Raw genomic sequence first — 14784 nt, 5'->3', positions numbered from 1 at the left:
AATTTACCCCTCCGTTACAACCGGTTTCCGGGGTCCGCCGAGGCCTCACCGTGGACCCCGGAACCGACCGCCACCAGGGGCGACAGCCGGACGTCGACGGCCCCCGGGGCGTTCGGGAGGCCGGGTGCCCGACATGTTGACAGGTGGCGGTTACAGCAAGAGCATGTGCGAAATCGCTTGGAATCTTGCATCAGCACGCAGCATCAAGCAGATCGCACATCCTGCCCGGCACCGCGCTTCGTCGTGGCCGTGCACTCCGCACGCCGACCCGCACCCCGCACCGCCGCTTCCGAGCCCCCGTCCTGTCCGACAGGAGGACACGAGTGCCCGCCAGACTCAGCAGCCCCGGCGCCCTCTTGAGCGCCGCGGTCCTGACCGCCGCCCTGCTGGTGGCGCCCGTCGCCGGATCCACCGCCGCCGCCACGGCCTCCGCCCACCCCGCCACCGCGGCCACCGGCGGCCCGAAGGTCACCCGCACCGCGCACGCCGTCACGGTCTCCGTGCCGAATTCCGCCGACGCCCCCGGCTACACCCTCGACGTGGCCACCGACGAACTCGCCCTGACCACCCGCCGAGCCGGAAAGACGGTGCTCGCCACCGCCGCCGGAAAGACCGGCGCCCTGCGCTTCACCGCGGCCGACGGCACCTGGCAGCACGCCACCGGCGTCACCGGCTGGACGTGGAAGGACGGCGTCCTGACGGTCACCGCCGCCAGCACGCTCGCCGGCGCCACGGTGGAGGCCAGGATCACGCCCCGCGCCGACCGCTACCAGCTCGACTGGGACGTCCACGGCGGCGGCCCGAAGCAACTCGGTCTCGTCTACGACCTGTCCTCGTCCGGCCAATGGTACGGCCACGGCGAGGCACAGACACCGCAGGGCGGACCGGGCGTCGACCAGCCCTGGCCGCTGGACAGCGGTCAGGTGGAGCACACCGGCTTCGGCCCCGCTTCGTACAACATGATCGATCCGTTCTGGTACACCTCGGCCTCGACCGGGCTGCGCGTCGACACCGGCGACACCATGGACGTCTCGATCAACGGCGTGAAGGACGGCCTCGGCCGCTTCACCGTCGACGCGGCCGGCACCTACAAGGCCACCGTCTTCGTCGAGTCGACGCCGCTCGCGGTCTACCGCGACTACATCGGCATCGTCGGCAAACCGGCCAAGAGCGACGCCACGTACGAGCAGTACGCCAAACCGCTGTGGAACTCCTGGGCGCAGTTCTACACCAAGGTCGACCAGCGCAAACTCCTCGCCTACGCCACCGAGTTGCACGACAACGGCCTGGACGGGCACACCATCCAGCTCGACGACAAGTGGGAGTCGAACTACGGCAACCTCACCTGGGACGCCAAGACCTTCCCCGATCCCAGGGGCCTGTCCGACAAGATCCACGCCATGGGGTTCGACTTCGGCCTCTGGGTCACCCTCTGGATCAACCTCGACTCCGCCAACTACCAGTACGCGGCCGACCACGGCTATCTGCTGATGGACGCCAAGGACACCAGCAAGCCCTGTCAGGTGACCTGGTGGAACGGCCAGGCCGGGATCATCGACCTGGCCAACCCCGCCGCAAAGGCGTGGTACGAGGGCAACCTCAAGACCCTCATGGACAAGTACCGCGTCGACGGGCTGAAGTTCGACACCCGCTTCTTCGACGAGAAGTGCGCGCCACGCGCCGGCCACCAGGCCACCGACTACCAGAAGCTCGGCACCCAGCTGGCCGACGCCTACGACCTGCAGGGCGCGGGCATCCGGGTCCACTGGAACTCCACAGCCCACCGGGCCGGCTTCGTCACCCGCCAGGTCGACAAGGGCACCGGCTGGGACTCCCTGAAGGCATCGGTCAGCCAGAACCTGGCCATCTCCACGATCGGCTACCCCTTCGTCGAGTCCGACATGATCGGAGGTTCCGGCGGCCAGGCCGCCCCCACCAAGGACGTCCTGATCCGGTGGGCCCAGTCGGCGTCCCTGATGCCACTGATGTACGCCTCCACCTCGCCGGTGGAGACCAATGACGTCACCACCGGCCAGAAGGTGACGTACGACCGGCAGACCATCGACCTGTACCGAGCGGCCGTCAAGGCGCACGAGCGGCTGGCCCCCTACATCTGGGACCAGGTGCAGGCCACGCTGAGGACCGGCGACCCGATCATGCGGCCGCTGTTCTTCGACTTCCCGAAGGACCAGGCGAGTTACACGGTCGCGGACGAGTGGATGCTGGGCCCCGCGGTCCTGGCCGCACCGAAGCTCGGCTCCGGTGCCACCCGCACGGTGCACCTGCCGTCCGGCGCCTGGTTCGACGTCAACCAGGGCACCGTCATCCACGGCCCCGTGACCCTCAAGGGGTATGCGGCACCGCTCGGGGTGACGCCCACGTTCGTGAAGCTCGGCGCCAAGGGCGCCCCGAAGGCGATCCGGGCCCTGAAGCGCGACGACGTCCCGGCCGGGTCCGTCCTGATCGGTCCGGACGCGCCCACCACCGGCTCAGGCAAGCCCTTCGAGGTCACCACCACGGCCACCAACTGGGGCCGGTCGGCGATCACTTCCGTCCGCACCGCCCTGACCGTGCCCGACGGCTGGACCGCCCGGCCCACCGGCACCACGACCGCGCGCTCCCTGGCACCCGGCGCCACCTGCCCCACCACCTGGACGGTCACCCCGGCCGCCGACGCCGCATGGGGTGCCCACGACCTCACGGGCACGGTGACCTACAGGACCACCGCCGGGAGGACCGTCACCGTCGGCGACACCGTGCGGGCCACGGTGGAAGCGGCTCCCGGCACCGTCCACGATCCCTACCGCACGACGCAGACCACCGACGCCCAGTACGCGCAGGCCGGCGACCAGTTCGCCATCTGGGCGGGCGGCCAGGACCTGTCCGGGTGGAAGGACGAGAAGGGCGCCGTCTACCTGTCCGGGGCGGCCGGCGAGCACTCCACCGTCCAGACGCAGCTGGTCTCGCAGAGCGGCCAGAGCCCGGCGGCCAAGGCCGGGGTGGCGATCGCGAACGACCTCACCGACCCGGCGAAGGGCGGCTACGCGGTGCTGGCCATGACCAGGAGCTACGGGCTGGAGTTCATGACCGACAGCAACGGCGACGGCGTCCTCGACACCTGGGCCGGCGGCGGCTCCACGTACTACCCGGCACACCTGCGGCTGGTCCGCGACGGCACCACGTACACCGCGTACGCCAGCAAGGACGGCCGGACCTGGACGACGGTCGGCACGGCGCAGGTGCCGTCGGCCTCCGGGCGCGAGGACGCGGGGCTGGTCGCCAGCGCCGTCAACGCCAACCACCCCGGGTCCACCACGGAAGCCGTGTTCAAGGCGTTCTCCGTCTCTCCCTGAATCCCCGTCACTTCCCGAACCCCGTCGGCCTTCGAGCCAGTCCAGTACGAGCCTGAGAGGGGCCCGGACCATGTCACGCGTTCCCACGGCCGTCGCCGCCTTCGTCGCCGGGATTGTCATAGCCGCGACAACCACGGCGATCGCCGGCACCGGCAGATCCAGCACGGACCTCGACGAGAGAGCCACGACCACCTGGCTGACCGTCAAGGTCGCCGACGCCATGGGCACCAGGGACACGATCACCTGGGTGCCCACCGGCTCCTTCGCCTCCTCCGCCGAGGTGCGCGTCCCCCGCTACCCGACCAGCGCCATCCAGGGGAAGGACACCCGGAACCTGTCCCTCTCCGCCGTCCGCAACGAACAGGTCTCCGCCCAGCTGGCCATCGCCTCCGGGCACGACCTGCACGGCGTGCGGGCGAGCGTCGGCGACCTCACCGGGCCCGGCGGGGCGAGGATCTCCGGCGCCGGGACGCAGGTCCGGTTCGTGAAGTACGTGCCCGTGCAGCGTTCCAAGACCGAGATGGACTGGTCGGCCACCATCGACCAGGTCAGCTCCCCGACCGAGGTCTCCGGCGACCGGAACCCGGACCTCGTCGGCGACGCGCTGCAGGAGGCCCCCTCGGTCGACGTGCCCGCCTACGCGGCGCAGCCGCTCTGGTTCACCTTCCACATCCCGAAGACCGCCGCCCCGGGCACCTACACCGGCACGGTCAGGGTGACCGCCGACGACGGCACCAAGGTCACCTACCCGCTCTCCGTCGAGGTGGCGAACGCCGCCGTACCGGACGCGAAGGACTCCAGCTTCTTCCTCGACGTGTGGGCCCAGCCCGAGACGATGGCGCTGAACAGCGGCGTCGAGCCGTGGTCGGACCGGCACTGGAAGCTGATCGAGGCCTACGACAAGGACCTGGCGGGCCACGGCCAGAAGGTCGTCAACACCACCATCGTCGACAACCCCTGGCACCACCAGTGGTCGCTGGGCACCCGCCGCTCGCAGACGGCCACGCCCTACTCCAGCATGGTCGCCTGGAAGTGGGACGGCAGCCGGTTCTCCTTCGGCTTCTCGCGCTGGGACAGGTACGTCCGCACAGCGCTGAAGGCAGGCGTCGGGCCGGACATCGGGGCGTTCTCCATGCTGGCGTTCCAGGACGGCGAGCACCTCACCTACACCGACACCCGGACCGGGAAGAGCGTCTACGAGAACGTCGACCTGGGCGGCACCCGCTGGCGCGAGGCGTGGGGCACGTTCCTGCCCGCCTTCGTCAGGCATCTGCGGGGCAAGGGCTGGCTGGACCGCACGTACCTGTCGTTCGACGAGCGGCCGGTGCAGTCCATGACGGTCGTCAGGGACTTCGTCCACGAGGTCGCACCGGAATTCGACCGGCGCATCTCCGTCGCCGGCTCGGCCGGCACCGCCGACCTCGCCTCCGACCTGTCCGTCAGCTGGGACGGCATCGACCAGATGACGGCCGAGAAGGCCGAGGAGCGCCGGGCCGAGGGCAAGGTCACGACCTTCTACGTGTACGGGACCCCGGCCCACCCCAACACGCTGTCCTACTCCCCCGCCGTCGAGGCACGGATGCTGCCGTGGATCGCCGCCCAGCGCCACCTCGACGGCTTCCTGCGCTGGTCGTACAACAGCTGGACGTCCGATCCCTTCACCCAGCCCGTGTACATCTTCACGCAAGGCGACGAGTACCTGGTCTACCCCGGCGGGAACGGCCCGATGTCCAGCATCCGCTGGGAGCAACTGAAGGAAGGGATCGAGGACTTCGAGCTGATCGGCGAGCTGCGCAAGAAGGAGGGCGGCACCGCGGACAGCGACGCGCTGGCGCAGGCCCTCAGCACGGCGACGCGCAACCTCGACGGCCGTACGAAGGACGTCACCGATGTCGAGACCGCGCGGGCCGCGGTGGTGAAGGCGCTGACGTCATGAGAAGAACCTGGCTCGCCCTCGTCACCACCGCACTGCTGGCCGCCTGCTGCCTGGCCGCACCCGCCGTCCAGGCCGCCGCACCGGCCGCCACAAAGCCGGCGCACACCGTCACCTACGACCGGTACTCGGTGCGGATCGACGGGAAGCCGGTGTACCTGTGGGGCGCCGAGCTGCACTACTTCCGGCTGCCGAGCCCCGGCGCCTGGCGCGACGTGCTGCAGAAGATCAAGGCCGCCGGATTCAACTCCGTGTCCCTGTACTTCGACTGGGGCTACCACTCCACCGCCCCCGGCTCGTACGACTTCACCGGTGTCCGCGACGTCGAGCGGCTCCTCGACGAGGCCGAGCGCGCGGGCCTGTACGTCATCGCGCGTCCCGGTCCGTACATCAACGCCGAGGTGTCCGGCGGCGGCTTCCCGGCCTGGCGCAAGACGCACGCGGGCGTGAACCGCACCGCCGACGCGGCGTACCTGAAGGACGCCCGGGAGTGGATGAGCCGCATCGACCCGATCATCGCCCGTCACCAACTCACCCACGGCACGGGCTCGGTGATCCTGTACCAGGTCGAGAACGAGTACCAGGGCGGCGGCCTGTCCGCCGACTACATGCAGACCCTCATCGACTGGGCGCGTGAGGACGGCATCGACGTCCCGACCTTCGTCAACGACGGCGGCCCGAACCGGAACTGGGTCAGCGGCAAGGGCGCCCCGGACATCTACGGCTTCGACGCCTACCCGCAGGGCTTCGACTGCTCGGCCCCCGACGCCTGGAAGGACCTGCCCGACTATTCCTACGTCAAGGACTTCAAGCCCCAGTCCCCGCTGATCATCCCCGAGGCGCAGGGCGGTGCCTTCGACCCCTGGGGCGGCTCCGGCTACGACGCCTGCCGCCGGCTCACCGGCACGGACTTCACCCGCGTGTTCACCAAGACGAACATGGCCGCGGGCGTCACCGGCCAGTCCTTCTACATGACGTACGGCGGCACCAACTGGGGCTGGCTCGCCGATCCCAACGCCGTCTACACGTCGTACGACTACGGCGCGCCGATCACCGAGTCACGTCAACTCACCGACAAGTACCAGGAGTTCAAGCGGCTCGGTTACTTCGTGGGCGCGGTGAAGCCGTTGGCCCGCACCGACCGGGCCCAGGCACCCGTGCCGAGCGGCGACGCCCTGCGGATCGACCGGCGGGTGAACCCGGACGACGGCACCCAGTTCTTCACCGTCCGGCACGCCGACACCCGCGTGCAGACCACCGACACCACCACCTTCTCCCTGTCCGGCCGCGACGGCGACTACCCGCGCGTCCCCCAGCAGGGCGCCGTCACGGTCGCGGGCCGGGACGCCAAGATCCTGGTCGCCGGCTACGACCTGGAACGGCAGCGGCTCGTCTACTCCACCTCCGAGATCATGACCCACGCCCGGATCGGCGCCGACGACGTGGCGCTGCTGTACGGGAGGAGGGGCGAGACGGGAGAGACCGTCCTGCGGTACAGGTCCCGGCCCAAGGTCACCGTCCTGGCCGGCAAGGCGGATGTCACCTGGGACGCCGGACGCGGTGACCTGCGGCTGAACTACACCCACCAGGGCCTCATCCGAGTGCGTGTGGGCGACCTCGTCCTCCTCGTCGCGGACGATCAGGAGACGGCGCGCTGGTGGCGGCAGGACACCGGCGCCGGGCCGGTGCTGGTGCGCGGTCCGTCCCTCCTCCGTACGGCCCACGTCGACCACGGCACGCTGAAGTTGACGGGCGACTCGACCAAGGCCGCGAAGATCGAGGTCATCGCCGACGCCTCCCGTGTGATGTGGAACGGGCGCCGCACCGCGGCCACCTCCGCGCCCCGCCCGGTCGAGCTCCCCGCTCTCACCGACTGGCGCACCAAGGACGAAAACCCCGAGTCCGCACCGGGGTTCGACGACTCGACCTGGACCAGCGCCGACCATCTCACCGCCGACAACCCGGACCTCGCCGGGTACACCCCTGTCCTCGCCATGGACGAGTACGGCTTCCACCAGGGCGACGTCTGGTACCGGGGCCGCTTCCCCACCACGGGCCGCACGAGTGCGGTGACCCTGAACGCGAACACCGGCCCGCACGGCCTCTACGCGGCCTGGCTGAACGGCCGCTACCTCGGCCATTCCGGCGACGGCAGACACACCTTCGACGTCCCCGACGGGACCCTGGCCAAGGACGGCGAGAACGTGCTCTCCGTCCTCGTCGAGAACGCCGGCGACAACGAGGAATGGGGTCACGACTACTCCAAGGAACCGCGCGGACTGCTCTTGGCCGACCTCATCGGCGCCGACTCCACCATCACCTGGAAGATCCAGGGCACCCGGGGCGGCGAACACCCCCTCGACACGGCACGCGGCGGATACAACAACGGCGGCCTGTACGGCGAGCGTTCGGGGTGGTCGCTGCCCGGCTTCCCCGACGGATCCTGGACCCGTACCAACCTCGCATCGCAGTCCGCGAAGTCCGGCCCGGGCGTGCGCTGGTACCGCACCACGGCCCGGCTCGACCTGCCCCGCGGCCAGGACACGCCCCTCGCCCTCGAACTCGCCGACGGGACGGGCGGCAAGGACTACCGCTGCCAGATCTTCGTGAACGGCTGGCTCATCGGCCGCCATCTCGCCGACACCGGTCCGCAGTCCCGTTTCGTCATCCCGAGCGGCCTGCTCGACGAGCACGGCAGGAATTCCATCGCCCTCGCGGTCTGGTCCACGCACGACGGCTCCGGACCGGGATCCGCACGCCTCGTCGACCTCGGCGCGAGCGCCGGGGGCATCCCCATCGGGACCGTGCGGGCACCGGCGTACGACGCGCGGACGTACGCGCACCGGCCGGCCGGTGCGCAGGTGACCGTGGCCGCCGAGCCCTTCCTGAGCGCAGGTGAGGCGGGCCGGGCGACCGTCTCCTTCCACGTGGCCGAGAAGACGGCACACGACGTGGACCTGTCGCTGAGGGCCCCCGACGGCTGGACGGCCAAGGCCGACGGCCCCGCGCACTTCGCCCGGGTCGCCCCCGGCTCCACGGTGACCACCGCGTACACCGTCACTCCGCCCACCGGCACGGTGCCGTACGCCCTGCTGTCGGCGACGGCCTCCTCTCGGCAGGGCGGGCGCACCTCGCAGACCACCGGTGATCGGGCCGTCCAGGTACCGCCGCCCGCACCCGCCGGGAACGTGTACGTGAGCGATCTGCCGTTCGTGCGGGCCGTCAACGGCTGGGGTCCGGTCGAGCGGGACACCTCCAACGGCGAGAACGCGGCCGGTGACGGACACACCCTGACCATCGGCGGCACCACCTACGCCAAGGGCCTCGGAGTGCACGCCGACAGCCAGGTCCGCGTCCATCTCGGCGGCGTCTGCACCCGGTTCACGGCCACCGTCGGCGTGGACGACGAGGTCGGGGACGGCGGCAGCGTCTCCTTCAAGGTCAGCGCGGACGGGCGCGACCTCTTCACGACCCCGGTCCTCCGCGGCTCCGACCCCGGTACGCCGGTCGACGTGGACGTCACCGGCGCCCGCTGGCTGGACCTGACGGTGGACAGCGGCGGGGACAACTCCACGGACCACGCCGACTGGGCCGCCGCCCACCTCACCTGCACGGGAGGCAACGGATGAGCCTCGCCCAGCGCTGGCGCGCCGCTCTGGCCGGCCTCGCGTCCACCCTGCTGCTGACCTCGCTCGTGTCCACGGTCCCGGCCCGCGCGGCGGCCCGGCCCACGCACCTGGCGACGAGCGCCCGACCCTCCGCCCACGCCGTCACCTACGACCGCTACTCCGTCACCGTCGACGGCAGACGCGTCCTGCTCTGGTCCGGGGAGTTCCACTACTGGCGGCTGCCCAGCCCCGGCCTGTGGCGTGACGTCCTGCAGAAGATCAAGGCCAGCGGAATGAACGCGGTCTCGATCTACTTCGACTGGGCCTACCACTCCCCCGCGCCGGGGCGGTACGACTTCTCCGGTGTCCGTGACGTCGACAAGCTGCTGGACATGGCCCAGGAGGCGGGCCTGTACGTCATCGCGCGTCCCGGTCCGTACATCAACGCCGAGACGGACGGCGGCGGTTTCCCGGGCTGGCTGATGACGCAGAAGGGCCGCGCCCGCTCCACGGCCCCCGACTACCTGGCCGCGGCACACGAATGGCTGCGGCACATCGACCGCGTCCTCGCCCGCCACCAGGTCAGCGACGGCACCGGACCCGTCCTGCTCTACCAGGTGGAGAACGAGCTCTACGACCCCGACGGCCGGCCCTACATCGTCGACCTGAGCAAGCAGGCGCGCTCCGACGGCATCACCGTCCCGCTCGTCGGCAACGAGCCGAACGCGCAGTACGCGGGCGGCGACGGGCTCGACTTCGTCGGCGAACTGGACCAGTACAACTCCTTCTGCAAGGGCCAGTGGTGGCTGCCCACGCTCAAGCGCCAGGACGAGACCAAGCCCCTCGCCGTCTTCGAGGCGGGCACCGGCTGGTTCCAGACCTGGGGCGACACCGGCTACGACGAGTGCCGCCAGAAGATGGGCCCCGCCTACGAGAAGATCGTCGACAAGCACGAGATCATGCAGGGCACCACGGTCCAGAACCTGTACATGACCTACGGCGGCACCAACTGGGGCTGGCTCGCCGACCCGCGACAGGTCTACACGTCGTACGACTACGGCGCACCGATCACGGAGGCACGGCAGACCGGCGCCGACTACGACGAGCTGAAGCGGCAGGGCCTCTTCTACACGACCACCGCCCCGCTCACGGCCACCGAACCGGCGGACGCACCCACACCGTCCGACGACGCCGTCCATGTCGAGGCGCGCGCCAACCCCGGCACCAGGACGCAGTTCCTGTACGTCCGCCACGCCGATCCCATGGCCGGCTCCGACGCGAGCACGACCTTCGACTGGAAGACCCCGGACGGCACCTATCCGGTGAGCGTGCGGCTGAACGGGCAGACCGGCAAGATCCTCGTCGCCGGCTACGACCTCGGCCGCCAACGGCTCGTGTACTCCACCAGCGAGCTGATGACCAGCACGAAGGCCGGCGGCAGGGACGTGGCCGTCCTGTACGGCGGCGAGGGCGATCCCGGACAGACAGTTCTCCGATACGCCTCGAAGCCGGACGTCACCGTGCTCGACGGCGCCGCCCGGAGCACCTGGGACGCCCGGCGCGGCGACCTCCGGCTGGACTACGGCCACCAGGGCCTGACCCGGGTCCTCGTCCACGGAGGTGGCCGCCCCGACCTGCTCCTGCTCATCGGCACCGACGCGGAGGCGGCCGGTTTCTGGCGCCCCGACGGCACGACTCTGGTACGGGGAGCGGAACTGGTCCGCACGTCCGCCGTCCATGGCTCCACCCTCGCCCTCACGGGCGACGCGGCGAAGGCCGGCCCGCTGGAGGTGTTCACGGCCCCCGGCGTCCGCACGGTCACCTGGAACGGCACCGCCGTGACCACCGCACGTACCCCCTCCGGCAGTCTGCTCGGCAGGATCCCCGGCCCCCGGACGGTCACCCTGCCCGAACTGACCGGGTGGAGGACGACCACCGAGAACCCCGAGTCCGCCCCGGGCTTCGACGACTCCGCGTGGACCTACGCCGACAAACCGAGAACCGACAACCCGACCGCACCGGGCACGCTGCCCGTCCTCTACCAGGACGAGTACGGCTACCACTACGGCTACGTCTGGTACCGCGGCCACTTCACGGCCACCGGCACCGAGAAGTCCCTCTCCCTCACCGCTCTCGCCACCAACCCGGACAGCTCCTCGAAGGCGGTCGGCGCCTACTCGGTGTGGATCAACGGACGGTTCGCCGGGACCAGCCAGACCGGCCGCCACACCTTCGCCCTCCCCGACGGCCTGTTGAAGAAGGGAGCGGACAACGTGGTCTCCGTCCTCGTCGGCACGATGGGCCACAACGAGGACTTCACCTGGAACAGCGACGACCACAAGCAGCCGCGCGGACTGACCGAGGCGTACCTCTCCGGCTCCGACGCGCAGATCACCTGGCGCATCCAGGGTGCCAGGGGCGGTGAGCGGCCCGTCGACACCGTACGCGGGCAGATGAACAACGGCGGCCTGTACGGGGAGCGTTCGGGCTGGACCTTGCCCGGCTTCCCGGACCGCTCCTGGAGCCGCACCACGCTGCCGGCCACCGACACCGCCCCCGGGCTCGCCTGGTACCGCACCACCTTCGACCCCCGCCTGCCCAAGGGCCAGGACGTCTCCGTCGGCGTCACCATCACCGACGATCCGCGGCGGAACTACCGCGCGCTGATCTACGTCAACGGCTGGCTGATGGGCCAGTACGTCAACGACACCGGACCGCAGCACACCTTCCCCATCCCCAACGGCATCCTGCGCACCGACGGCAGGAACACCATCGCCATCGCCTCCTGGAGCGAGGACGCGCAGAGCGGGGGCCTCGGCAAGGTGAGTCTGACGACCCTGGGCAACGTCGCCTCTTCCCTGCGGGTCGCCGAAGTGGCGTCGCCCGCGTACGACAGGGGCCGGTACGCCGATCCGACAGTCCCGGCCCGGGTAAGGGCCGACGCCCCGGACGCCGTCGAACCCGGCGGCCGCTACCGGGTCACGGCCGCGGTCTCCGTACCGCGCGACGGCCGTACGCTGCGCGGCGCGTCGTTGTCGCTCGGCCTCCCCGACGGCTGGAGAGCGAGTCCGTCCTCCCCGGTCGGACTGGGCACCGTGAAGCCCGGCCGGTCCGCAGCCGCGACCTGGACGGTCACCGTGCCCGACGGCCAGAAGACCGGCACCGTCACCGTCCTGCGCGCCACGGCACGCTTCACCCGCGGCCAGGCGACCGGCTCGGTCACCGGAGAAAAGACGCTCGCGGCCCAGCCGCCACCGCTCACCGCAGGCGAGCACTACATCAGCGATCTGCCCTTCCAGTCGTCGAGCAACGGCTGGGGACCGGTCGAACGGGACGAGTCCAACGGCGAGAACGCACAGGGCGACGGGCTGCCGCTCCGGCTGCACGACGTCACCTACGCCAAGGGACTGGGCATGCACGCGGCCGGCTCGGTCCAGGTGTGGCTCGGCGGCACCTGCACGAGGTTCACCGCCGCGCTGGGCCTGGACCAGGAGACGTACGGCCGGTCGGACGGTCCGGCCACGGTCGCCTACAGCGTCGTCGCCGACGGAGTGACCGTCTACGAGAGCGGAACCGTCGACCGATCCACGCCCACCAAGTCGATCGACGTGGACGTCAGCGGGGCCCGGCGGCTCGAACTCGTCGTCTCGGACGCCGGGGACGGCAACGCCCTCGACCACGCGGACTGGGCCGACGCCAAGGTGACCTGCGCCGGCACCGCCGGATGAAGGGGAGGACCCATGCTCGGACCGCTTGAACACCCGCTCGGGCACCGAAGATTCGCTGCGCTTGCCGCGGCCGCGGGTGCCACGCTGGCGGCCCTGTTACCGGCGCCTTCCGCAGCGGCGGCGCCCCGGCCGCCGGCCTGGACGGGGACGTGGGCGACCGCGCAGCACGCCTCGTACGACCCGGGCGCCTCGGAGGTGACCGTGCGGATCCCGGTGCACGTCAGCGCGGGCGGGACGAGCGTGCGGATCCGGTTGACCAACGAGTTCACCGACCAGCCGGTGACGATCGGGCACGCGACCGTGGGGCGGCGGGCGAACGGCTCGTCGGTGTCCGGTCCGCGCGACCTGACGTTCGGCGGGAAGGAGTTCGTGACGATCCCGGCCCACGGGCAGGCGGCGAGCGACGGAGTGCGGATACCCGTCGCCGCCCGCAGCGACCTGGTGGTCAGCCTTTACTTCCCCGGCAGGCTCACCCACGTCAGCCAGCACTGGATGGGGCTCCAGACCGTCTACTGGACGCCCGACGGCGGCGGCGACCACGCAGGGGACGCCGCCGGGACCGCGTTCACCAGGACCGATTCCACCTTCCCGTTCCTCACCGGCGTCGACGTGCGGGGCGGCACGGCGCGGGGCTCCGTGGTCGCGCTCGGTGACTCCATCACCGACGGAGCCGCCTCCACCTCGGACGCGAACCGGCGCTGGCCGGACTACCTGGCGGCTCGGCTGTCGGCCTGCACCTCCACGGCCGGGGTGCTGAACGAGGGCATCAGCGGCAACCGCATCACGGCGGGCACCGACGGCAATCCATCGGCACTGGACCGGCTGGAGCGCGATGTGCTGTCGCAGCCGGGCGCCCGGACGGTGATCCTCTTCGAGGGCGTCAACGACCTCAGCTGGGGCGGCGCCACCGGCGACCAGGTGATCGACGGGATGAAGGAGATCGCCCGACGGGCGCACACCCGCGGGCTGCTGGTCATCGGCGCGACCGTCGTTCCGTACCGGGGCTGGGGCGACCACTGGACCGAGGCCAAGGAGGCCGACCGGCAGAAGGTCAACGCGTTCGTCCGCGACGGCGGTGTGTTCGACGGCTACGCCGACTTCGACAAGGCGGTACGCGATCCGGGCGACCCGACCCGGTACGCCGCCGCGTTCGACTCCGGTGACCATCTGCACCCCAACGACAGCGGGATGAAGGCCTTCGCCGACGCGGTCGACCTCACCGGCCTCCGGGTGGCCCACGACTGTCCCTCGGCCCGCGTCCGGTTCGGCCCGTACCGTCCGAGTCTGCCGGCCGGCCACGCCACGGAGATCACCGCGACCGTCACCAACTCCGGCCCCAAGGCGGTCACCCGGGTCACCACCGGGCTGCGTCTGCCGCACGGCTGGACCGCCGCGGCGGAGGGGCCGACGAGGGCCCGTTCCCTTGTTCCCGGCGGGAGTTCGACCGTCACCTGGCGCGTCACCCCGTGCGCCGACACGCGATGGGGGCCGTACACCATCGGGGTGGCCACCTCCTTCCGGCAGGAGGGCCGGACGCGGCGCGACACCGACACGGTGACCGCCGACGTCGTCCCCGTGCCGTCCGCGGTCAAGCCTCCGTACCGGACGTTCGCCACCGCCGACGCCGCCCAGTACGCCCAGAACGGCGGCCGGTTCGCGATCTGGGCGGGCGGTCAGGACCTGGCGGGCTGGAAGGACGAGAAGGCCGCCATCCATGTGCCGGACGCCGTGCCCGGGTCGGGCAGCGTCACCGCCCGCCTCGTCGAGCAGACCGGCAGCGGACCGTCCGCCAAGGCCGGGATCGCCGTCGCCAACGACCTGACCGCGCCGGACAAGGGCGGCTACGCGGTGCTGACCATGTCCAGGAGCTACGGCGTGGAGTTCATGACCGACAGCGACGGCGACGGGAAGCTCGACACCTGGGCGGGCGGCGGCTCCTCGTACCACCCCGCCTGGCTCAGGCTCACCCGCGACGGCACCGCCTACACCGCGTACGCCAGTGCCGACGGCACCACCTGGCAGCGGATCGGGACCGCGACCGTGCCGTCCGCGGCCGCCGGCGGCCTCGACGCCGGGATGGTCGCGAGCGCCGTCAATCTCGACCACCCCGGCCAGACCACCACCGCCGTCTTCGACTCCTTCTCGACCACCCACTGAGAGGT

General features: G+C 71.1%; 5 protein-coding genes. All 5 read left to right on the top strand.

Going from position 1 to position 14784, the window contains the following annotated elements:
* Window positions 1-323: 323 nt before the first annotated feature.
* The 5 genes from ACIRVK_RS22285 to ACIRVK_RS22265 all read left to right on the top strand — a co-directional run bounded on the left by ACIRVK_RS22285 (window position 324) and on the right by ACIRVK_RS22265 (window position 14779).
* The gene (locus ACIRVK_RS22285) at window positions 324-3353 is read left to right on the top strand and encodes a TIM-barrel domain-containing protein (RefSeq protein WP_404249584.1); all 3030 of its coding nucleotides are present in this window, start codon (window positions 324-326) and stop codon (window positions 3351-3353) included.
* A gap of 70 nt (window positions 3354-3423) precedes the next feature.
* Window positions 3424-5289: a glycoside hydrolase domain-containing protein gene (locus tag ACIRVK_RS22280; RefSeq protein ID WP_404249582.1), complete on the top strand. Its 1866-nt coding sequence runs from the start codon at window positions 3424-3426 to the stop codon at window positions 5287-5289.
* Window positions 5286-8915 carry a beta-galactosidase gene (locus ACIRVK_RS22275; protein ID WP_404249580.1) on the top strand — a complete coding sequence of 1210 codons (3630 nt, stop codon included), beginning with the start codon at window positions 5286-5288 and terminating at the stop codon, window positions 8913-8915. The genes ACIRVK_RS22280 and ACIRVK_RS22275 overlap by 4 nt, the downstream gene beginning before the upstream one ends.
* Window positions 8912-12622 (top strand): beta-galactosidase, encoded by a 3711-nt coding sequence (locus ACIRVK_RS22270; RefSeq protein WP_404249578.1) that lies wholly within the window; start codon window positions 8912-8914, stop codon window positions 12620-12622. The genes ACIRVK_RS22275 and ACIRVK_RS22270 overlap by 4 nt, the downstream gene beginning before the upstream one ends.
* A gap of 12 nt (window positions 12623-12634) precedes the next feature.
* Window positions 12635-14779, top strand: a complete 2145-nt coding sequence (locus tag ACIRVK_RS22265) for a GDSL-type esterase/lipase family protein (protein ID WP_404249576.1) — start codon at window positions 12635-12637, stop codon at window positions 14777-14779.
* Window positions 14780-14784: the final 5 nt, after the last annotated feature.

This window comes from Streptomyces sp. NPDC101152, assembly GCF_044768275.1.
Classification (GTDB): Bacteria; Actinomycetota; Actinomycetes; order Streptomycetales; family Streptomycetaceae; genus Streptomyces.
Note: the sequence above shows the minus strand (reverse complement) of the source record. Positions and strands in the feature narration are given on the sequence as shown.